This window comes from Enterococcus sp. DIV1937, assembly GCF_050535975.1.
Lineage (GTDB): Bacteria > Bacillota > Bacilli > Lactobacillales > Enterococcaceae > Enterococcus > Enterococcus faecalis.
Map to the genome: position 1 here is coordinate 2,733,926 of NZ_CP172909.1, position 23,252 is coordinate 2,757,177.

The following is a 23,252-nucleotide window of genomic DNA, read 5'->3' on the forward strand; positions in this document are numbered from 1 at the left end:
AACAAAAAAAGAACGAGAAGAAAAATGGCCGCTTTTTCTTCTCGTTCTTTTTATGCTAATTCGTTTACCGTTTCTACTCCAAAAACAGCAACCCAATCTTCCTGAAAATCAGTTACTGCTTTTTGAATGGCGGGCATTGCCAAGCCTTGTGTCACGAGTTCTGGTGCGATAGTGACCGCTTGCGCCCCCATTTGACAGGCTTGATTAATTTGTGCCACGTTTTTAAAACTAGCAGCTAAGATCTTACTCTTTGCGTTCGTCCGTTTAATTTCTGCAGCTAAATGCTCAATAACCTTTTGAGAATCAATTGTTAAATTCTCCATCCTATTATAATACGGTGCTAAATAATCTGCACCTGCCGCAATCGCTAGGTAGCCTTGAAATTCTGTATAAATAGCGGTTGCTGTTATCCGATAATTTGCCTGCTTTAGTTGTTTGATGGCTGCCAAGCCTGCTTCATTGACTGGGATTTTAATGAATGTTTCTTGGCCTAATTGTTGTACAATGGTTTGGGCATCTTCTAGCATCTCTTCTGTCGTTTGACCGACCACTTGGACGTGCAAACTCGCTTGTCCAATCGTTTTTTTGATTTCTTTCATCTGCGCAAAGAAGTCAATTTTTCCTGCTTGTTTAACAATACTGGGATTAGACGTTACGCCTGCCAGTGGTAAAATTTTCTGATACTTTCGAATAGCCTCAAGATTAATTGTATCTAGCATAAATTCCATCTTTTACGTTCCTCCCTTAAACGATAATTATAGAATAGTGATTGTTGTACCAACAGTTATTTCAGGAATAGCTTTTTCTTCAACATATAATGTACCTGGTAATTCAGGTGTTGTTGCGCCATCAAATTTAATAGTAATGTGACCCAATGTGTCTAAATTAGTTAATACTACCTCGCCTACAGCGGTAATCTGGTAAGTTTGTTCATCAATCACTAACGTTTGCTTGTCCGTAATCGCTTCTGTGACTGGCTGAACCTCAATGTTATAACAATAATCTGCTAAAGCATCTGGTGCATCTTTTCCAAATAAGATGACCATTTTTTCTTCTTTAAATAATTCGGCTTCTGGTCCAATAGACTGAACCTTTGTTGTAAATACTGACATTTCCCATCCTCCAAAAAAATTTTTTAACTATACAATCCAAAACTTGCTAACCAAGCAACTAGTACTCGAGGGGCACCATTTAAGAAACGAGAATATAAAACAGAAGGGACCCCGACTTCAACGGTTTCAGCTTCAGCTTCTTCCAAGCCTAAACCCACGGGAATAAAGTCGCACGCGTTTTGTGTATTAATAGCAAACAATGCTGGTAAGGCTAGTTGTGGCGGAATGTTGCCTTTCCCAATTTCCACACCAATTAACGTACCAATTACTTGGCTGATTACTGCTCCAGGACCTAATAAAGGAGAAAGAAATGGCAGAGAACAAATAAAACCAATAATTGTTAAACCCACAATGTTTCCTGCCAATGGCGCCATGATATTGGCAAAAAATTCACCAATTCCTGAACCTTGAATCACACCAATTAATAAAGAAACAAATGCCATAAACGGAATCACTGTGTTGATCATCGTTTGTACGCCTTCACGGGCTGATTGGTTGAATGTCGCTACAACTTTTCCTGCACCCATACCAATTTTCGCAACAAAACTTTGTTGTTCCGCTTTTTGTTCAGTAATTTTTTTACTTGTATCATATTTAAATTCTGTTTTTTTTGAGGTGGGCTTTTCTGTATCAGCAGCAGCTTCTTCTGATGTCAATGTAATCTGTTTCGGGCCTACAGCGGAAACATAAATTGTCTCATTAATGTATTGTGCTAAGGGACCACTTTTGCCAGTTGGAACAACGTTAATAGTAGGAATTCCTTTTTTAGGATAAATTCCGCAACGAAGAGTGCCTCCACAATCAATAATGGCTAATGCGATTTCATCATCTGGAATCGATGTCTTAAAACCATTGACCGCTTCCATTCCTGTCAATTCTACGATTTTATCAACAATTGCGGGTTTCTCGCCGCCACCTGTAATGTAAATAAATTTATGTTTTTCTTCTGTCGGTGTAATCACTAAGGGCCCACCATAACCGCCATTTCCTTTAACTACCTTAATACTATTGTACGTCATCTCACCTTGCTCCTTTCTAATCCACAGCAATCTCTACTGTTTTACTAAGGGTAATTCCTTGTTGTTTGCAAACATAGGCGGTAGTGAAATCGGTAACCCAACCGCCAATAAAATTCATTAATATCCCTACAAACATATAGCGAATCGCTAGGTCCATCGAATTTAGTCCTAACGTATCAATCCCTTGCGCAATCCCTAACCAAACGAACAATTCACCAGGATTAATATGAGGAAAAACTCCATTACTGGTATGACAAAATTGCGCTTGTGCAGCATAATAGCTAGGTTTATAGTATTCTGGTAAAAATCGAGCCATCGTAAAGGACATTGGATTGCCTAACATAAAAGCGGATAAAAAAGGCAGCACTAAATACCGCGTAACAGGATTTTTGGCAGAAAGTTTGGCTACTTTGGTTACTCTTTCTTCTCCTAGAAAAGCAATTAAAGTATTCATAGCTACCATTAACATCAAAACAACAGGTACGATGCCTGTCATCCAAGAAATAAATGTTTCTGCTCCTGTTTGGAAAAGGTGCATAAATCCTTCCGCAAATTTTGTAATATAAGACATTACTCGACACTTCCTTTCAATTTTGTTTGTACTTTATTTTTCCATAATTGCCATTGAATTTTGGCTCCATTAAGCGGCGTTAATGGTTGTGTTTCTTGATAATTGCCAAGCTCAACACGTAAGTAAATTTCTCGTGCATTTTCCATCGCTTGTTGGGTTAATTTATTTTCCTTTTGTACGAGTGGATGGTAATGATCCATATAATGAATATCCTCGTTCACGTACTGAGGTAAGGGATGAAATTTAGCTAGAACGGTGACACCTTGCATCTTTCTAGCGGCTAAGATTTTCCCTTGTGAATCCACAGCAAACAAGATAATCGTGCCTGCTTTTAACTTTCCTGCACGTCGACCAATCGCGACTTTTCCTAATTGTCGCAATTCTTGGTAGTTTTGATTAAAGTGTTTAATCTGTTTCATTCCCATAGCTATCTGAACGAAGTAAGCTGTTAAAAAAAGCGCTCCGAATACGTAGATAAAACTCATATGATAATCCCCTTCCTTTGCATCCACTCTTTAACCGCTAAAACATCTCGTTGCTTCCGTAACTCATTACGTAAACGTTCGTCTCCTGCGATTGTAAACAAGCGGTCATATAGTTGTAGTAACTCTGCTTCAACAGTGGCAGTCAGCTCTTCTGGAATACCCAACAGCAAAATAACATCAACTTTACCTTCTGGTGTAACCAGTGATTCTTCAAAAACCCCAATCGATAAAATAATCGTTGGTAAGGCTTGATTAATTGTATGGGGAAAGGCAATCCCCGATTCAAAAATAGTTGTTTGTTGATCTTCTCTAGTAAAAATTCGTTCGATAAATTGGGGATCTACTAATTTTTCTGCTTCTAAATCAGCAATCATTTTCTGGATATTCGCTCGGTAACCTTGAGTATTCTCTAATAATTGATAGGTCATATGAATATTTTGAGATTCCACGGAACGAATTTCTTTTGCTCTCTGCCACTCATTTCTGAGCCAAGTATCGTTAAATAAATTAGTTAAATGGATCATCGGTGTTTGTGGTCGAATATTTTTTAAGGGAATGGTTGTAAAAATAGCAAAATATTGATTCAATTCTCTTCTCTCTGCCTCTTCTTCAGAAAAATGGGCAATCTGGACGTCTGGACCCAAAACTTTTTCCAATTGCCGCTGAATGATCAAGGCCGTTCCATGACCTGTACTGCAGATTACAGCGATTTCTTTTTTGGCTCCCGCTTCATAGTTCCCTCTCAATGCTAGCTCAAAATACAAAGCGAGATACCCAAATTCAACCGTCGGCACACAACGATTTAACAAACGGCCCAATTCTTGCAAGCCGATCTTGGCTAATTCATAGGCCAAAGGATATTGTCGTTCAATTTCTCCGTAAAATAAATCGTGACACTCCACATGAAAAACGAGTCGATTCATCACGTTTCTTAAATGATCTTTCATTTCTGAAAACAAGAAGTCCTCATCAAATTCAACAACAACTGAATGATGAATTTTTTTCATCATTTTTTGAAAATAGTCAGCTAAGAGTCCTTCATCAGCCAATAAAGAATTACGAATATGGTTTGTGTTGATGTTAAAAGGAAAGCTGATAAAGGAACGTTCCCATTGGCTTAACGTTACATTATAGGTTATTTCCAAGTGATACATCAGTTCTTCAATCTGCTCGTTATGACGAACATAATCAACATATTCTGGTGGTAGTTCCGTAATGAGTTTTCCAGCTAAAACACGCTGCAAAACAATTGAAACCACTCTTCGTAAAAGAAAACTATCTTGTTTTGCTAGTCTTGTTTCTTTGATTATTTTTTGTATCATTTGTTTGGTAGTTTCATGAAGAAACTGTTCTTCAAAATATTCTTGGACGTAATTCACATGAAGTAAGCGTAAATCAAACTCTTTTCCTTCTAAATGAATGCCACGGTTTGGCGTACCTACAACCGCAACCTGCCAAGGAGCAATCAGCTCTTTCATGCGCTTAATGTCTTTATTAACTGTGCCGCGACTAACGGCGAGTTCTTCGGATAAATCATAAGTTGAAATAAATTGATCTTCTTCTATTAATCGTTTGATAATGTAGGAAACACGCTTGCTTGAAGAATTAAAATCAGATTCCCTTTTTAGCCGTCCAGACAAAACCTCTTCAAAACCTTCAAAGTTATTGATTTCTAACTGAAAGAGATTTTCCTTCTGAATAATTTGGGCGATACCGATTAATTCATCATTCAATGTATCAATGTTTTTACGAACTGTTTGAGGACTTGCGGCTAATTTTTCTTGCAATTCCTGTAAGCTCATTCCTTTGTGATCAACTAGTAATTTTATTACTTGGTACCATCTATTTACTAGCGTCATTTAGTTTTCCCACCTCTATCCTCTTGTTTTACCTCCAGCTACGTTTGTGGTGATGCCTGTAATATAGCTTGAACGGTCTGATAAATAATAGCATACTAAGTCAGCGACTTCATGGAGTTTTCCGCTACGACCTAATGGAATCGTACTTGTTTTTGAATAACCTGCTCGCAATTGCTCAACAGAAATATTTCGTGTATAAGCCAATGCTTCTTCGTATGCTAAAGTGCGCAAGCCCGTTTCTTCCATAATACCTGGCGCAATCCCCACGACACGGACGTTTGATTTTCCTAACTCTTTAGCCCATGAACGTGTATAACTGCTGACCGCTGCTTTCGTTGCAGCGTAGGCGCTTTGCCCTTCGGAGCCTTCTAATCCAGCTTCTGAAGACATATTAATAATGACACCTGCTTGTTTTTGTACAAGAATCCGGCCCACTGCTTGGCTCATTAGGTAGAGCCCTTTTTGATTGATGGCTACAATTTTGTCGAATACCTCATCCGATAATTCATAAGGCCCATGAGGATGATTTTTATCCACCAATAGACGAGGAATATTGATTCCGGCGTTATTTACTAGGCCATCTACGGTTCCAAATTTTTCCACCACTTGAGCGACACCCGCTTCTACTTCTGCTCGAGAAGTTACATCGACTTTCACAAAGAGTAAATGCTCATGTTGCGTTTCTGATGCTGAAATATCAAAATTAGCGACATAGACCTCTTGCGCTAACAAGCTTTCAACAATGCTGCGACCAATACCAGATGAGCCTCCTGTAACAAGCACTACTTTTCCTTTAATTCCTAACCAATCTGTCATTTGTTCCACTCCTATCATTTGTTTGCGCTTTCAGTATAGGTCAGTTTGTGAAATTATTTAAGACAGTCTTTTTTTGCAGTTTAGAAAAAAAAGTAGACTAATTCAAAACAAAAAAGCAGTTGCTTCTTCACAATCAATCATCCGTGAAGAAGCAACTGCTTCAAATTTTTATTATCCTTGCACTTTCGCGATTTTTCCTTGTTCGATGTAGACCATCAAAATGCTAATGTCAGCGGGGTTCACACCGCTGATACGGCTTGCTTGGGCAATCGTTTCTGGTTGGATTTTTTGTAGTTTTTGTTTTGCTTCTGTAGCCAAGCCGTTAATCGCTTGGTAATCAATGTTTTCTGGAATGCGTTTTGCTTCCATGCGTTTTAGTTTCTCAACTTTTTCCATGGCTTTTTTAATGTAGCCTTCGTACTTGATTTGAATTTCTACTTGTTCAATCACTTTCGGATCGAGCGCCTCTTCAGGTGCGGGAATAAATTGAGCGACTTCTTGATAACTGATTTCTGGGCGTTTCAGAAAATCTCTAGCTAAAATACCATCTTTTAAGCCAGCAGCGCCTTTGGTTTCCAAAAATGCTTGCACTTCTTTGGTTGGTTTAATCCGATGTTTGCCTAAGCGGGCAATTTCCGCTTCAACAGCCGCTTTTTTGACTAGATAGGCGGCATATTGTTCTTCTTTGACTAAGCCAATTTCATGACCCATTTCTGTTAAACGTAAGTCCGCATTGTCATGTCGTAAAATCAAACGATACTCCGCACGTGACGTTAATAAGCGATAAGGTTCGTTAGTGCCTTTTGTAACTAAATCGTCAATCATGACGCCAATATAGCCATCACTACGTTTTAAAACAAGAGGCTCTTTGCCTTGAATTTTCAATGCAGCATTAATTCCTGCCATCAAGCCTTGACCAGCAGCTTCTTCGTAGCCACTAGTTCCGTTCGTTTGACCTGCTGTATAAAGATTCTCAATGACCTTTGTTTCTAATGTTGGGCGTAATTGGTGAGGGACTACCACATCGTATTCAATGGCGTAACCTGTACGCATCATTTCTACTTTTTCTAATCCTTCAATAGAATGAAGCATTTCTGTTTGGACATCTTCTGGTAAAGAAGTAGATAAGCCTTGGACGTAAACTTCTTCGGTATTCAACCCTTCTGGTTCCAAGAACAATTGGTGTCTTGGTTTGTCTGCAAAACGAACAATTTTGTCCTCGATGGATGGACAATACCGAGCGCCCACACCTTCAACAATCCCAGTAAACATTGGGGCGCGGTGTAGATTTTTTTGAATAATTTCATGCGTTGTTTCATTCGTATAAGTTAACCAACAAGGTTCTTGGTTTTGATTGTAGGCACTATCTGGCGTGCTGTAACTAAAGTGGTTGGGTTCTTTATCGCCTGGTTGTTCCTCTGTCACAGAATAATCAATCGTACTTGATTTTACTCGCGGCGGCGTTCCTGTTTTAAAGCGATCGATTTCTAAACCTAATTCTTTTAAATGATTGGCTAAACCAACGGAAGGTTGCGAATTGTTTGGTCCTGATGAATATTTTAATTCACCAATAATAATTTCGCCACGCAAGGCAGTACCGGCAGTAATCACCACTGCTTGACTACGGTATGCGGCACCTGTTGAAGTTACAACACCACGACAAACGCCATCTTCCACGATTAATTCTTCAACAATCCCTTGACGAAGGGTTAAATTTTCTTCTTTTTCAATGGTATGTTTCATTTCTGTCGCATAGGCATGTTTGTCAGCTTGCGCGCGCAACGCACGCACTGCTGGACCTTTACCAGTATTTAGCATCCGCATTTGGATGTAGGTTTTATCAATGTTTTTACCCATTTCACCGCCTAATGCATCGATTTCTCGGACAACGACTCCTTTGGCAGGTCCACCAACAGAAGGGTTACATGGCATAAAAGCAACCATATCTAAATTAATTGTTAAAAGTAACGTTTTAACGCCCATTCGTGCGGCTGCTAAGGCTGCTTCAGAGCCAGCATGTCCAGCACCGACGACAATAACATCATATGATTCTGCTTGATATTGATTCATAAAAAATTCCTCTCTTGTCTTATTTTCCTAAACAAAATTGACTAAATAACTGTGTAATTAATTCATCTTGGACACTATCGCCGACGATTTCCCCTAAATAATCCCAACAACGGGTCATATCAATTTGAACTAAATCGACTGGCATACCTGCTTCGATGCCGTTAATCACTTCTTGTAACGAAAGCGCTGCTTGATCCAGCAAAGCAATATGACGTGTATTAGAAATATAGGTAGCATCTTTTTCGCCTGTTTGGCCGCCAAAGAAAAGATCAGCAATTTTCGCTTCTAACTGGTCTAAGCCTGTGTTTGACAACACCGAAACGGATAAAATTTCTTCTGCAGGGACTAATTCTTGTAATTCGTTAGGATCTAGTTTTGTCGGTAAGTCCATTTTATTTAAAAGAATAACGCGTTTTAAGCCTTTCGTTGCTTCCAACAGTTGACGATCTTCCTCTGTCAATTCTTCGCTTTGATTTAAGACTAACAAAATTAAATCCGAATCTGCTAACGCTTTGCGGCTGCGTTCGACACCAATTCGTTCCACAATGTCTTCTGTTTCGCGAATCCCAGCTGTATCAATTAATTTTAAAGGAACGCCGCGAACGTTAACGTATTCTTCAATGACATCACGTGTCGTTCCAGCAATATCTGTAACGATGGCTTTTTCTTCTCGTAACAGATGGTTTAACAAACTGGATTTCCCGACATTTGGTCGGCCAATAATTGCTGTACTTAGGCCTTCTCGCAAAATTTTTCCTTGTTTAGCGGTCGTTAATAATTGTTGAATCTGCGCTTTCACAAATTCGGCTTTTTCTAAAAGTAATTTCGTGGTTAATTCTTCGACATCATCATACTCTGGATAATCGATATTAACTTCTACTTGTGCTAAAGTATTTAAAATTTCTTGTCTTAATGAACGAATTAACGCCGACAAGTTACCATCCAATTGGTTCAATGCAACATTCATCGCTTTATCCGTTTTAGCACGGATTAAGTCCATCACTGCTTCTGCTTGTGAAAGATCCATTCGGCCATTTAGAAAAGCACGTTTTGTAAATTCCCCAGGTTCGGCCATTCGTGCGCCTTCACGTAACAGTAATTGCAGTAGTTGGTTCACCACGACAATGCCGCCATGACAGTTAATTTCTACCACGTCTTCTCGTGTAAATGTTTTCGGTGCCCGCATCACAGAAAGCATGACTTCATCAATCAATTGATCGTTTTGCGGATCAACAATATGACCATAATGAATCGTGTGCGTGGGGACTTTAGCTAAATCTTTAGTGCCTGACCGATAAACTTTGTTTGCAATAGCAACTGCTTGCTCGCCACTTAAACGAACAATACTAATCGCACCTTCACCTGGCGGCGTAGAAATCGCCGCAATTGTATCAAATTCCATTGTAGCTGATTGCATAATTAGCTTCCTTTCTTCATAACAACAAAAAAAGCGCCCACTCCTCCTGCATTAAAAAATTCAGGTTGGATTTAGCACTTTCACTGCTTGTTCCTTCGATTTTCTGAAAATAGAATAGCACATTTTATTCTATTTGGCAATTTTTCTTCATTAAATGGAACGAGAAAACGTATCATTGAGTGGGGAATTCTCAACAATACGTTTTCTCATCTATAGGAATTAAAGGAGAGAGCTAGTTTTTACGTTTGCGTTTGATGATTCCCATGCTCGCAAGGAGTGCGACAAAGGCGCCAAACAAACTTGTTGTCACGGCTGAAGACTCTTTTTCACCTGTGCTAGGTAAGAAGCCTGTTTTCCCGTGATTTCCAGTGCCATAACTGATGGTGCTTAGTTTAGGGTGGTAGCCACTACCATTTGTACCGAGGCCATTGCCTAGTGAACCTAAGCCAGAACCTGTTGTGCCTAAACCAGAACCTCCATTTGGATTTGAACCTGTGTTTGAACCATTCCCATTATTCCCGCCAGTTGCGCCATTGTTTCCTGTATTGCCGTTATTTCCGCCAGTGTTACCATTGCCTCCTCCAGGATTCGTTGGGTCGGCTGGTGTCATGAAGGTTGTAGCCGTACTGTAATGTCCTGCGCCATCGGTAGCTGTCGCAAGTAAACTTTGTTGAGCAGTCGCTTGTCCCGCTGTTAATTGGATAGCGAAGTTGCCTTCAGCATCGGTGGCACCTACAGCAATCACACTTCTTAATAGTCGGTTGCTAATTTGAATGATTCGGTTTGGTTCAGCTGTTCCTTTGATGAGGTAGCCGGCTTTAGACGTTCCTAAAACTGAAGAAACAGTTGGTGCCGCAATTTTAATTTCTGGTTCTCCCGTAATATCGGCTGGCGTCATAAATGTGGTTTTAGGACTCACATTTCCTTGTGTATCTGTGGTTAGTGCGGTTAACGTTTCTTTTTCTGTTGCTAACCCTGCTGCAATATGAACGGAGAAGGTGCCTCCAGTAGTTGTATTGCCACTTGCCAATAATTGTTCACTGCTATTGTAAAATTGAACCGTGACATTTGGATCAGCAGTTCCAGTGACTGTATAGCCATTGGCTTTGTTTCCTTCAACCTTCGTAATAGTTGGCGCCGCTAAAACAACATCCGCTGGAATAACGGCTGTAGCTGGTTGACTTTCATTGCCAGCGCCATCTTTGCTAATAATCGTAATCGTTTCTCCTGGTGTCACTACGCCAGCTGGTAGAGTCACCGTATATTGGCCGGTTTCGTTAGCAGTGGTAGCAGCAATGATGGTTCCGTCTGCGTCACGGACATCAATAGTGGTTTTGGGCTCCGCCGTTCCAGTGATTTCGTAACCTTTACCAGAATTTCCGGTAATAGAATCAATGGTTGGTGTGGCTAAGTCGGCTGGTGTAGTTGCTGTAGCTGGCTGACTTTCTTTTCCTGTTGCATTTTTCGCTACGACAGTTATTGTTTCGTTAGCTGAGGCCTTCCCTGGCTCTAAAGTCACTGTGTATTTGCCATCAGTTCCAGTAGTTGCCATGCCAAGGACTGTGCCATCGGCATCACGCACCTCAACTGTTGTACCAACTTCTGCTGCTCCTACTACTTGATACCCTTTTGTCGTGCTACCAGTGATTTTGTCAACAGTAGGTGTCGTGACTGGTGCATCTGGATCAGCAGGTGTTTTGAAAGCAGTCGGATTACTTTCTTTCCCAGCAGCATCTTTCGCAATGGCAGTTAAGGCTTCGTTAGCTGTTGCTGTGCCCGTCGGAAGAGTGATTGTAAAGGCGCCAGCACCATCAGTCGTTCCCGTAGCAATAACTAAACCTGCTTCATTGTGAATCTCAATGGTGACATTTGGCTCTGCCGTGCCGGTTACTTGATACCCAGTGGCAGTTGTTCCTGTAACAGTCGTCACAGTTGGTGCTGCTACGGTTGCATCTTCAGGGACCGTCACTTCCGTTGGTTGACTTTCATTGCCGTCACCGTCTTTTCCAACAACTGTTAATGTATCACCAGGATTAGCGGCTCCCGCTGGAAGGTCCACAGTAAAGTTTCCTTGATCATCCGTTGTCGTTGTACCAATAATTGTTCCATCTGGGTTCCGTACTTCAATGGTGGTATTAGGGTCCGCCGTCCCAGTGATTTCATAACCAGTTGTTGAATCTCCAGTAATGTCACCAATTGTTGGTGTGGTAACATCAGCGGGTGTCATAGCTGTAGTTGGTTGACTCTCAAGTCCAGTATCATTTTTAGCAACTACATTCACTGTTTGTTTAGCTGTTGCTTTTCCTGAAGCTAACGTCACAGTATATTGGCCAGTCGGTCCAGTTGTTGCGGTGCCTAAAACTGTTCCGTCTGTTGCACGAACTTCAATGGTGGTGCCAAGTTCAGCGGTACCTGTCACTTGATATCCTTGTGTTGTATTCCCAGTAACTTTGTCGACACTTGGCGGTGCCACTACTTCATCTGCTGGTGTTTGGAAGGTTGTCGGTGTACTTGTATTGCCAGCAGGATCTTTGGCTAACGCTGTCAATGTTTCATTCGCATTTGCCGTCCCAGCTGGAAGGTTCACAGCAAAGGAACCAGTCCCATCGGCAGTCCCTGTTGCAATCACGTTCCCATCTGCATCACGAATTTCGATGGTAGCATTCGGATCAGCGGTGCCTGTCACCTGATAACCAGCAACTGAATTACCTGTTACTCCTGTTACAGTTGGTGCTGTAACCGTAGCATCAGCAGGAACAAGGACTTCAGTCGGTTGACTTTCATTTCCTGCGTTATCCTTTCCAATCACTGTTAACGTATCCCCAGGATTGGTCGTTCCCGTTGGTAGCGTTACAGTAAAATCACCATTCGCATCAGAGGTACCTGTACCAATGACTGCCCCAGATGGATCACGAACTTCGATTGTTGTGTTAGGGTCTGCTGTTCCTGTAATTTCATAACCCGAACCAGAGTTGCCTGTGATGTTATCAACTGTTGGTGCAGTGACATCAGCTGGTGTTGTCGCCGTTGCTGGTTGACTTTCCGTGCCACTAGCGTTTTTCGCTACAACGCTCAGCGTTTGATTTGCTGTTGCTGTTCCTGAATCTAAAGTCACTGTATATTTTCCGTCAGTTCCAGTTGTTGCAGTACCAAGGACCGTGCCAGCTGCATCGCGAACCTCAATGGTGGTGCCAACTTCAGCAGTCCCTTTGACCTCATAGCCTTTTGTTGTACTACCTGTTACAGTCTCAACAATTGGCGTCGCCACGGGCGTATTAGGATCCGCTGGCGTTTGGAACGTTGTTGGCGTACTTTCTGTACCGCTGGCGTTTTTCGCTACGGCGGTTAACGTTTCATTCGCACCTGCTTCACCTGCGGGAATGGTAACTGTAAATGCCCCTGTCCCATCAGCAGTACCTGTACCTATCACGGCACCTCCTGCATTTCGGATCTCAACCGTGGCATTGGCGTCGGCGGTGCCTTTGATCTCGTAACCTGCTGTTGAATTGCCTGTTACTCCTGTGATTGTTGGTGCGGTTACGGTTGCTTCATCCGCTGGTGTTTGGAACGTTGTTGGCGTGCTTTCTGTGCCGCTGGCGTTTTTCGCTACGGCGGTTAACGTTTCATTAGCACCTGCTTCACCTGCGGGAATGGTAACTGTAAATGCCCCTGTCCCATCGGCGGTACCTGTACCTATTACGGTGCCTCCTGCATTTCGGATTTCAACCGTGGCATTGGCGTCGGCAGTTCCTTTAACTTCGTAACCTGCCGTTGAATTACCTGTCACTCCTGTGATTGTTGGTGCGGTTACGGTTGCTTCATCCGCTGGTGTTTGGAACGTTGTTGGCGTACTTTCTGTGCCGCTGGCGTTTTTCGCTACGGCGGTTAACGTTTCATTAGCACCTGCTTCACCTGCGGGAATGGTAACTGTAAATGCCCCTGTCCCATCAGCAGTACCTGTACCTATCACGGCACCTCCTGCATTTCGGATTTCAACCGTGGCATTGGCATCGGCAGTTCCTTTAACTTCGTAACCTGCCGTTGAATTGCCTGTTACTCCTGTTACGGTAGGTGCGGTTACTTCACTAGTAGTACCTGCAGCAAAATAAATGTTGGATACACCGTCTGCTGTTGCTAATAAATTAACGTCTAAAAGATCTGTTTGAACGACTGTTCCTACAAAACGAGCATCTAAATTATTGGATAAATTTTGAGGTGTTGAAACGGTAGTTGGTAAAGTAACCGTAGTTGCGCCTAGTAAAGAAGCATCCACTAACTCATTCACACCTGAACCACCAACCGCTAATAAAGGCAAAGCACCTGAAACAGCCACGTTTACCGTGCCTTTGACAGGAAGCAAGGCTGCATTTATGGCTGTGGCGACAAGATTACTTGGGATACTGGTTCCTTTTGCCTCCAAAGCTTGAACTGCCGCATTCAAATCTTGTAAGATGTTTGAAACATTTTGGGCTAAAACTAACCCTAAACCATCACTAATTGGTGCGCTAATGTATGAGCCGTCAGCTGCTAACGTTTCCGGAGCTGTAAATGAAGCAGCACCTAAGTTTTCAATGTTATTCACTAATTCCAACTGACGATTCACTTCCGTCAGATCAATATCAACACCAGTTAAATTCCCTAACGCTCCACTGGTAATTTGAGTAATGACATTGGTTAAATCATTGGCTGCATTCAAAACGGCGGTCAAAAAAGTAACTTTTGAAAGATCAATCGTGACATTGGTATTGATTGCTGCGCTGCCTGCTGCAGCTACATTTCCTCTTAACTCAGGAGGAACCACTAACACCGCTTGTTTTTGTCCACTAAACACAGCGGAAGCATCTGCTAAAGCGCCACCAGAAACCGTGAAATTAACTGGTTGATTTTGGTTTGCGGCTGTCCAACGATTACTCGTTGAAGTGCCACTGTCATTATTTGACGTAACATTTGATAATAGTTCGATATCCAAGACCGCTGCTGATGCACTGATTGTGCCAGAGGTAACAGCTATACTTACAGGGATTGCTAATGACGTAAATAATAAACCACTTGATATTGCTAAATTAAGCATCTTGCGTTTTGTCCATTTTTTATGCTGACTTTTCCGATTAAAATCCTCAACAATTTTCTTTTTCATCTGATCGTCCCTCTTTTCTTTAAAATAAACGATAAATACCAAGATCATTAGCTTCCCCTAGTTGTTCATCTCCCCCTTTAGCGATTTAAATGGATTTAACACCTGCAGTTTAGTACATTTCCTCAGCTTTTCAAAATATAATGCTGTGAATTTTTATATAAAAATTCATTTGATAACAAACATCCTGGATATGTTAAAAAACTCACTAATTCATTAGTGAGTTATTATACAATGAGAGGAAAATGAGGAAGTTTATACATTTCTCCTCAATCATTAAAGATAAATAAATTATTTTATTATAACTTATCGTTTGATAAATCGATAATTAAATAACGGAAAATTTTTTTATTTTTTTGAGAAATTCCACTATTATTTTTTCTGCTTCTTTGACTGTTTTTATCAATTTTATGGCTGTAAGTCATAAAAACTTTACATCAAAAAAATGACTCTAATCTATAACAATTTTTTCTGTTTTTAAGATTTTTTTATGAAATTTTTTATATTAAAAAAATTTCATAAAAAAAGGCGACAGCCGTTTTTGAACGAATGCCGCCTTTTAGATAAACAAAAACCTGATTCTAAAAGAATCAGGTTTAGGAAAAGCAAATCAAGATTCGCTTCAACTGTTTATCATCGTATTTGTATACTCTGATAAGAATGATTTCGTAATAAAATATACTGTGTTTCGTGGTATTTGTCAATCGCTTTCTTGAATTCTCTTGAGACCTTTCCATAAGCATATAAGGTCAAAATAACTGACCAAATCAGCGTTGTAACTATCTTTTTAATTAAGGGGTCAGCCAATTTAATTTCATTAGTTTATCTAAAAACACCACCAAAATTAAAGCATCTGCACTGCCACCAATACTCCAATTTTTTTCTTTGAATAAGTGATTCAATCTTTCTAAACAAAGGGTTCCCCGTAACGTTTGTGTCCCCCCTAAAGCAAAATATTCCTGGATTAACGGTTGATATATTTCAAAAATTTGGACATTTTGACTTCGTTTAATCAAATTCGTATCCTCAACATAGAGCGATAAATAAAGGAGCGTATCAATGAGTTTTTGTTGTTGTGTGCCTTGATGTTTTTGATAATAAGGCACTCCCTGTTCAAAGACAGCGGGATAACCTTGTTGCGCCTCACCACGGATTCCAGTCAAGCCATGCTGAACAAATAGTCGTTCACCCCAAGTTAGTTTTTCTAGCTCATTCGTAGCGAGGTTTTCAAAGTCAGCCAATAAGTCTTGCGTCATTGTTTGAAGCGTTTGTTGAAACAATTGTAAGGTGCAAGGGGTCTCCCAAATCATTAAACGACCACAGATAGCTAAAAAAATACCTAGAGAAAAAATCGCTCCTTTATGTGTATTGATACCTTCTGTTGCCTCAAACATCGCTCGTTCTGCTTCTAAACCAACTTGTCGAATTGCGCGAAATGTTGCCTCAATCGGCAAATGACGTAGCTCTGTCCCAGCTTGAACGAAGGTTTCAAAATAAGGAGTCAAAACCACACTACTTTCTAAAAAAGTGAAAACATCCATATCTTGATGGGCGCCTGCATCGACTGGATCCACCAAGCCTGGTTTATTTAAACAGGTCACTTCATAGAGTAGTGCCAATTGTGCTTGCTGCGCTAATTTACTCCTTGCTTGCTTTGTCATTGCCTTTTACGTCCCTTCTTCTGCCGTGGTCTTTTCTTGTTTTATATAGTCTAGTACAGCATTAAAAACCGTGTCAACTACGCCGCCATCAAATACATTAGGTATAAATTTTTCTGCTGTGGGTTCTGAAATCATAGCGGCCAAGCTTCGTGCTACTGTCATTTGCAAACCGACATCGACTTTTCTGCCTTTCGCTGCCAATAACCCTTTAAAAAGACCTGGAAAAGCTAAAATGTTGTTCACTTGATTCGGATATTTGGAAGAACCAGTTGCTAATAAACGGACGCCATTGGCTTGGGCGAGGTCTGGTTCAATTTCTGGTTTAGGATTTGCTAAAGCAAAGATAATTGGGTCTTGGTTCATTGATTTAATCAGGGCTGGCGTTAGCACATCCGCTTCTGATAAGCCTAAAAAAACATCCTGATTGACGACAGCGGTGGCTAAATCTTTGTTTTCTACTGATGGTTTTATTACCTGTCGAAGCAAAGCACGTTGGTAAGGATTCAATGTCGGGTCTTCTTCTCTTAAAACACCTTGGCGATCTACTAAGGTGAGATGCGTAATCCCCGCTTGAATACATAACTTAGCGGTCGCTACACCAGAAGCTCCAACTCCGTTAATCACCACACGTAATTCATTTAAAGGTTTTCCTTTAATTTTAGCTGCGTTAATTAGCCCAGCTAAAACGACAATGGCAGTGCCTTCTTGGTCATCATGATACACAGGAATGTTCAAACGTTGTTGAAGTTTTTCTTCAATTTCAAAACATTTTGGTGCAGAAATATCTTCTAAATGGATTCCTGCAAAACTATTTTGTAAATTTTCAATTGTTTGAACCATCTCGTCCACTGATTTTTGTTCCAGTGCTAAAGGAATAGCATCGACCCCCGCCAAATTTTTATAAAGTAAAGCTTTGCCTTCAACAATTGGCAAACCCGCTTGCGTGCCCATATTGCCGAGACCCAGAACAGCTGACCCATCTGTAATAACCGCAATTAACTTACCACTAATGGTCCACTCGCGCGCTAATTCATGATTTTGGGCAATCATTAAACTCAATTCTGCGACACCAGGTGTATACATTTTGGCTAAATCATGATGGTTTAACACCGCTTCTGTTGCTTCAAGACTTAGCACACCAATATTTTTTTGATGAATTGCTAGAACTTCTTCTAACACATTGTCACTTCCTTTCACGGGCTGCCTTTTTTCTATTTGATGAAGCAAGGGTTTGAACAACCGTTATCGTCGCTCAAACCCTTGCTTCTTTATACATTTGCGGAGCACTTGCCCGTTCTATTCTGGCAAGTCAAGTTTGACTGTCACTTTCTGTAACGGTACATCGTAAAAAGGATCTTCACGACGTCCTAAAAAGTCTTTTCCTTGTTGCGGGAACATCGCATATAATAGGACATCCTCTTCAGATTTTGCGTATTGTTGGATTTCCTTTTCTAAACTATGCAACTCTGGTTTCAATAAATCCGCTGGTCGACAAGTAATTACTTCTTCATCCCCAATGATTTTTTGCTTAATCTCTTCTGCGATAGGTGCTGGTGATTTGCCATATTCTCCGCGCACATAATCTTTGATTTCATTCGGTATTAAGGAATATCTTTCCCCAGAAATCACATTCATTAAGGCTTGTGTTCCAACCATTTGTGAAAGCGGCGTAACTAGTGGTGGATACCCTAAATCTGCTCTTACTTTAGGTACTTCAGCTAAAACTTCTTCATATTTGTCTTGTAAACCTTGCTCCGTTAATTGACTTAATAAGTTTGATAACATACCACCAGGCACTTGATAAATCAAGGTTTTCGGTTCCGTATCTTTAACTTTAGGGTTTAAAATGCCTTCACTTCTAAAGCGATCACGAATCGGATTGAAATAGTCAGCAATCTCTGTTACTTTTTCCATATTTAAACCTGTTTCAAAGCCTAAATCTTCTAACGCAATGGCTACAGATTCTGTGGCTGGTTGACTCGTACCGCCAGCGAAAGAAGAGATAGCTGTATCGATGATATCCGCACCTGCTTCAGCAACTTTTAAATAGGTCATCTCAGAAATACCACTAGTCGCATGCGTATGCACCTCTAAAGGTAAATCAATGGCATCTTTCATTTTGCTCACTAATTCAAAACCAGTTTGTGGCGTCAAAACGCCTGCCATGTCCTTAATACAAATGGAATCCGCTCCTGTTTGACTTAATTCTTTGGCTAATTTTACAAAGTAATCGATGGTATGAATTTCACTCGTAGTATAAGAAATCGCTGCTTGACAGTGTCCGCCAGCTTCTTTTGTTGTTTGAATTGCTGTTTGTAAATTACGGACATCATTCAAGGCATCGAAAATACGAATAATATCAATCCCATTTTCAACTGATTTTTCGACAAAGGCCCGCACCACATCATCAGCGTAATGACGATATCCTAGTAAATTTTGTCCTCGTAATAACATTTGAAGTTTGGTATTTTTAACTTCTTTGCGAATTTGGCGAAGACGTTCCCAAGGATCCTCGTTTAAATAGCGGACACAGGAATCAAACGTTGCCCCGCCCCACATTTCTAATGCATGAAATCCTGCCTCGTCCATTGTTTTAATAATCGGCAGCATATCTGAGGTTGGCATCCGTGTTGCAATTAAACTTTGTTGTCCATCCCGTAGCACCGTTTCTGTAAAACGAATTTTTTTACTCACTTGGCTGCTCCTTTCGTGTCAAAATTATTTCTGTTATTTTTTCTTGCATTGCTTCAAGACTGTGACGTCGATTTCGTCCACAGACTTTCGCCTCTTCTTGGCACATAAAACAGCGCCGTGGTGGCAAGCCTAAATCTCCTCGATGAAGGCTTTTTAGCTCCTCATTTCCCCATAAAACATCTAGGTCCACTAAACGACCATAAGGATGTGTTTCTTCAATTTTGACCATTCTTTGTTTTAATTCTTGTGGGGCTAACGAAACCGCCAAATAATATTCAGGCCCTGTTTTTTCATTCCGGTAAAAATTAACAATCGGTACTTGATCCAGCAATTGTTGCTCGACTTCGTCAATTACTTCTAAAAAAACAGCCGTTAAGGTGGGCGAATTTTTTACTTCTCCAGGAATATTCATTGTGGCAGATAAGAGACTAGCTTCTGGTGCTGTTTCTAACAACTCCTTCTGTGTGGCAGCTCTTTGTTCGCGAGCATCCAACATCTCTAAAAGTGTTACTTTTTCCCCATTAAACATTGCGTACCACATCAATTAGACTACCATCTCGGTATTCAATTAACGCAACAACTTTGTCTCCATATTTAATTGGTTCCGGGGTGCCAACAATGTTGTAGGCTTTGTCTTTCAACTCTTCTAACGTAAACTGAGGAACATCTAAGGTTTTAAAACAATCAATTAAGTCTGTTCTTTTTGGATTGATTGCAATGCCGACTTCTGTTACTACGACATCGACACTCGTACCTGGTGTAACGACTGTATTTACTTGCTCAACGATTGTTGGAATCCGTCCACGAACAAGTGGTGCAATCACTAGACTCATTTTACAAGCCATACTTGTATCGGAATGTCCGCCAGAAGCACCACGGATGACACCATCTGAACCAGTAATGACATTTACATTAAAATCTGTGTCCACTTCTAAAGCAGATAAAATAGCTGTGTCTAATTGATTAATAACCGCCCCTTTGCTAAGCGGTGAGGCATACATATTGGCATCAATTTCATAATGATTGGCATTTTCCCCTAAAGAAATAGCTGATGGATGATCAAAGTCTTGGACGTCAATAATTTTTTCTACTAAGCCTTCTTCCAAAAGTTCCACCATTGCATTCGTAATTCCGCCTAAAGCGAAACTTGCTTTAATGCCATCTTTAAGCATTTGTTCTCTCATAAACCGCGTAACTGCTAGTGAAGAGCCACCTGTTCCTGTTTGGAATGAGAAGCCTTCTTTGTAGTAAGGAGAATGTGTAATTATTTTTGCGGCATATTCAGCAATCAATAATTCTTTAGGATTCTTTGTAAAACGTGTCGCGCCTTTGGCAATTCCATCTGGATCACCAATTGCATCAATTTCTACCACATAATCAACATCTGTTTGTGGAATACTAATAGGGGTATTAGGATATGGTACTAATGTGTCAGTAATGATGACCACTTGATCCGCATATTTTGCATCGACCATCGCATATCCAAGAGAACCACAGGTAGCTTTTCCTTTGGTTCCATTCGCATTTCCATAAGCGTCTGAACTTGGTGCACCTAAGAAAGCTACATCAATATGGATATCGCCTGCTGCTACTGCCCGTGCCCGGCCACCATGTGAACGAATCACCACAGGATTTTCCATTATACCTGCTGAAATAGCGGCGCCTACTTTATCTCTCAAACCTGAAGAAGTAATGTTGGTGACTACTCCATTTTTAATGTGTTCGATCAAAGGTTCATGAACATTTGCAATTGAACTAGGTGCAATCGAAATGTTTTTCAGCCCCATGGCGGCAATCTCGGCTAAAACTAAATTCATCACATAGTCTCCTTCACGGAAATGGTGATGGAAAGAGATGGTCATGCCATCTTTCAACCCTGTTTTTTCAATTGCTTCACGAATACTTCCTAAAAGTTTTGTCTCCCGAGGTTTCACTGGTTTAATTGCTCGGCTCGCTTCTTGATAAGCATCAATGTGTGCTAATTCTCCTTCATAAATGCCATATTGCTCTGCATAAGATTGAGGAATGTCTTTGCCTACTTTATTTACTACCATGTCTATATTTCCTCCTCGGTAATTAATTTAGCCGCCAATGCTAACGCAATGACCCGTTCAGCTCGTTCAACAATTGGTTTATCAACCATTTTTCCATTTACGGAGATAACACCGGAACCTTTTGCTTCGGCTTCCCGAATGCCCCAGATTACTTCCTTAGCATTCTGGATTTCTTTTTCTGTTGGCGCATAAATAGTATTAACTAATGGGATTTGACGAGGGTTAATCACCGATTTCCCATCGAAACCTAGCTGTTTAATCAAACGAACTTCGGCTTCAAAGCCTTCCGTATTGTCTACATCTGAATAGACCGTATCAATAGCTGCAATCCCAGCTGCTCGAGCGGCATGTAAAATCATGCTACGAGCAAAGAATAGTTCTTGGCCATCTGGATGGCGCCGTGTTTTCATATTGGTAACATAGTCTTCGGCGCCTAACGCGATGCCAATCAAGCGAGTTGAACTTTTGGCAATCGCGGGCGCATTTAGAACACCTTCGGCCGATTCGATGGCAGCCATCATTTTCGTTGTTCCTACGGGAATGTCATTTTGCTGTTCTACTTCTGTAATGACTGCCTCGACATCAATGATATCTTGGGCTGTTTCTGTTTTTGGTAAACGAATCACATCGACACCAGCTAAGACCATTGCTTCAATATCTTCTGCACCACCAGCATCTAAAGCATTGATCCGAACAACAATTTCAATATTGCCATAATCGAAAGTTTTCAAAGCAGAATGGACTAAAACACGGGCAGAGTCTTTTTCTTTTAATGAAACTGCATCTTCTAAATCAAACATGATTGAATCTGCCCCATACAAAGGTGCATCTCTTAGCATTGCCGCGTTCGCTCCAGGGACAAACATCATTGTTCTTCTTAAACGTTCCATGAGTCCAACTCCTTCCAATCATACGTTTCTTTTTCAGCGCCTCGATATAAAACTGTAATCATCCGAGCTTTGATTGTACAATCTAATGCCCCTTTATCAATCGCCTTGACCGCAACGCCTTGGACATCTAAATGTTCCAAAGTTGTCGTAATCACCTGACGAATTTGATTGCCAAATTGTTTTTCGACACTACTTTCTAATTCAATGGTATTTTCTGTTGATTCAATGGGTTGGACGGTAATCATAATATCACTTGATTCTACTGTCCCTGCAGTAGCATTTTTGATAATCTTCACTTTCTTCACCTCATTAGTTTCTTGTGTTCTACTAAGTATTGATAACTTGTTGCTGGTAAAAACTTCTTGAGTGTCTCTTTGTCGCCTTCAGCCATCGCTTTGCGAACTTTCGTCGCACTAATCAGCTCTCCATCACTCGCTAATCGCGGGACAATGGTTAGCGTTATCGTTTGTCCGAAAACTTGTTGCATTGCTTGATTGTAGACAGCGGTCACTTCTGAATAAGGCTCTTCTCCCACATAACGTTGCTGAATTTCAAGTATTGGCGCAATTCTTTCTTTAAATAACGTTGCATCAAGCGTTGCTTGAATTGCAGCTACCTCTAATGGCGCTTTTTCTTTCAAAAAATAGGTAGGAAAAGTCGCAGACGAAACTAAGTAATCTTCTGTAGATAGGACTGTCACATTGGGTAAATGGGCGACCCCTTTTTGCACCATTGCGAAACGTGCTTCTTTTGAAAATAGCGATTTATCTTCAGATAAAACAAACACATAAACGTGCGGACTTTCTTGGGCTGCTTTTTCGACTAAGTACTGATGGCCTTTCGTAAAAGGATTTGCATTCATGACAATGCTACTGGCTGGCCCTGCTTTTTTATGCTGTGTCAGGTAACCAAGATAATCGGCAAAATCTGGTTTGCCTTGCTCCATAAATAGCACCTCTTGATTCGCAACCACTTTTTGAAAGCCTAGCGACTGAAAAATTTGTTCATTTTTTGGTTTTGTATACAAAAAACTGTGTAATTGGTTTTCTTCTCTCAGTTTTTCAAGTAGATGAACCACCAATTGGGTTAACAAATTTTCAGATTGATATTTTTTACAAACGGCCACGCACTTAATCGTTTTGCCTGAAAGCGAGCCAGAGGCGATTAATGCTGTGTCATCATATATGCCAACGGTGTAATCAAGTGCTTCTGTCGTTTGCAATTCGGCTTTTTCCATTAATTCGCGCCAAGCTTGATAAGCTTTTTTATCTTTTTGCAACCAGATTCTTTTCATTGTATATACGCTGCTCACAGCAATAACCTCCTTTATTTTTTAATTGGAAATAATTTTGTTAGTAATTTAGATGCTAGATAAATGATAAATAAAACAACGAAAACGCCGCCCCAACCAAAACCTAACAGTTCAAAAGCAATTTTTAAATCTTCCATGTTAACAGACATGTATTCGTT

Annotated in this window: 19 protein-coding genes; all 19 read right to left on the minus strand. The window is 40.7% G+C overall.

Annotated elements, in window-relative coordinates:
• Nucleotides 1–50: 50 nt before the first annotated feature.
• Entirely contained in the window at nt 51–728 is a 678-nt protein-coding gene (locus IGL13_RS13070) for a fructose-6-phosphate aldolase (RefSeq protein ID WP_002355980.1), read from the minus strand.
• 27 nt (nt 729–755) lie between these two features.
• Nucleotides 756–1,112, minus strand: a complete 357-nt coding sequence (locus IGL13_RS13075) for a PTS glucitol/sorbitol transporter subunit IIA (protein ID WP_002355981.1) — start codon at nt 1,110–1,112, stop codon at nt 756–758.
• 23 nt (nt 1,113–1,135) lie between these two features.
• Complete coding sequence (gene srlE / locus IGL13_RS13080) at nt 1,136–2,131, minus strand: PTS glucitol/sorbitol transporter subunit IIB (protein ID WP_002355982.1); 996 nt, start codon at nt 2,129–2,131, stop codon at nt 1,136–1,138.
• 16 nt (nt 2,132–2,147) lie between these two features.
• A complete protein-coding gene (gene srlA, locus IGL13_RS13085; protein ID WP_002355983.1) occupies nt 2,148–2,702 on the minus strand; it encodes a PTS glucitol/sorbitol transporter subunit IIC in 555 nt (184 codons plus the stop codon).
• Nucleotides 2,702–3,187 (minus strand): transcriptional regulator GutM, encoded by a 486-nt coding sequence (locus IGL13_RS13090; protein ID WP_002355985.1) that lies wholly within the window; start codon nt 3,185–3,187, stop codon nt 2,702–2,704. The genes srlA and IGL13_RS13090 overlap by 1 nt, the downstream gene beginning before the upstream one ends.
• Nucleotides 3,184–5,046, minus strand: coding sequence for a BglG family transcription antiterminator (locus tag IGL13_RS13095; protein ID WP_002367533.1), 1,863 nt, complete (start codon nt 5,044–5,046; stop codon nt 3,184–3,186). The genes IGL13_RS13090 and IGL13_RS13095 overlap by 4 nt, the downstream gene beginning before the upstream one ends.
• Before the next feature lie 15 nt (nt 5,047–5,061).
• Nucleotides 5,062–5,862, minus strand: a complete 801-nt coding sequence (locus IGL13_RS13100; protein ID WP_002378669.1) for an SDR family oxidoreductase — start codon at nt 5,860–5,862, stop codon at nt 5,062–5,064.
• Between the two features lie 171 nt (nt 5,863–6,033).
• Complete coding sequence (gene mnmG / locus IGL13_RS13105; RefSeq protein WP_002355988.1) at nt 6,034–7,932, minus strand: tRNA uridine-5-carboxymethylaminomethyl(34) synthesis enzyme MnmG; 1,899 nt, start codon at nt 7,930–7,932, stop codon at nt 6,034–6,036.
• 19 nt (nt 7,933–7,951) lie between these two features.
• Entirely contained in the window at nt 7,952–9,349 is a 1,398-nt protein-coding gene (mnmE, locus tag IGL13_RS13110) for a tRNA uridine-5-carboxymethylaminomethyl(34) synthesis GTPase MnmE (protein ID WP_002355989.1), read from the minus strand.
• Between the two features lie 232 nt (nt 9,350–9,581).
• Nucleotides 9,582–14,534 (minus strand): Ig-like domain-containing protein, encoded by a 4,953-nt coding sequence (locus IGL13_RS13115; RefSeq protein ID WP_025186121.1) that lies wholly within the window; start codon nt 14,532–14,534, stop codon nt 9,582–9,584.
• Between the two features lie 740 nt (nt 14,535–15,274).
• A complete protein-coding gene (gene citG, locus IGL13_RS13120; protein WP_002355991.1) occupies nt 15,275–16,144 on the minus strand; it encodes a triphosphoribosyl-dephospho-CoA synthase CitG in 870 nt (289 codons plus the stop codon).
• Between the two features lie 6 nt (nt 16,145–16,150).
• On the minus strand, nt 16,151–17,323 hold the full coding sequence (locus IGL13_RS13125) for an NAD(P)-dependent malic enzyme (protein ID WP_002378670.1): 1,173 nt from the start codon (nt 17,321–17,323) through the stop codon (nt 16,151–16,153).
• Nucleotides 17,324–17,440: 117 nt separating this feature from the next.
• Nucleotides 17,441–18,838 (minus strand): oxaloacetate decarboxylase subunit alpha, encoded by a 1,398-nt coding sequence (locus tag IGL13_RS13130; RefSeq protein WP_002355994.1) that lies wholly within the window; start codon nt 18,836–18,838, stop codon nt 17,441–17,443.
• On the minus strand, nt 18,831–19,367 hold the full coding sequence (gene citX, locus IGL13_RS13135; RefSeq protein ID WP_002386428.1) for a citrate lyase holo-[acyl-carrier protein] synthase: 537 nt from the start codon (nt 19,365–19,367) through the stop codon (nt 18,831–18,833). Before citX ends, IGL13_RS13130 begins: the two co-directional genes overlap by 8 nt.
• Nucleotides 19,360–20,892 carry a citrate lyase subunit alpha gene (gene citF, locus IGL13_RS13140; protein WP_002355996.1) on the minus strand — a complete coding sequence of 511 codons (1,533 nt, stop codon included), beginning with the start codon at nt 20,890–20,892 and terminating at the stop codon, nt 19,360–19,362. Before citF ends, citX begins: the two co-directional genes overlap by 8 nt.
• 2 nt (nt 20,893–20,894) lie before the next feature.
• The gene (gene citE / locus IGL13_RS13145; protein WP_002355998.1) at nt 20,895–21,782 is read right to left on the minus strand and encodes a citrate (pro-3S)-lyase subunit beta; all 888 of its coding nucleotides are present in this window, start codon (nt 21,780–21,782) and stop codon (nt 20,895–20,897) included.
• A complete protein-coding gene (citD, locus tag IGL13_RS13150; RefSeq protein ID WP_430604610.1) occupies nt 21,770–22,078 on the minus strand; it encodes a citrate lyase acyl carrier protein in 309 nt (102 codons plus the stop codon). Before citD ends, citE begins: the two co-directional genes overlap by 13 nt.
• Nucleotides 22,079–22,083: 5 nt before the next feature.
• Nucleotides 22,084–23,076: a [citrate (pro-3S)-lyase] ligase gene (gene citC, locus IGL13_RS13155; RefSeq protein ID WP_002378671.1), complete on the minus strand. Its 993-nt coding sequence runs from the start codon at nt 23,074–23,076 to the stop codon at nt 22,084–22,086.
• Between the two features lie 32 nt (nt 23,077–23,108).
• Nucleotides 23,109–23,243, minus strand: coding sequence for an OadG-related small transporter subunit (locus IGL13_RS13160; protein ID WP_002356001.1), 135 nt, complete (start codon nt 23,241–23,243; stop codon nt 23,109–23,111).
• Between the last annotated feature and the right edge of the window lie 9 nt (nt 23,244–23,252).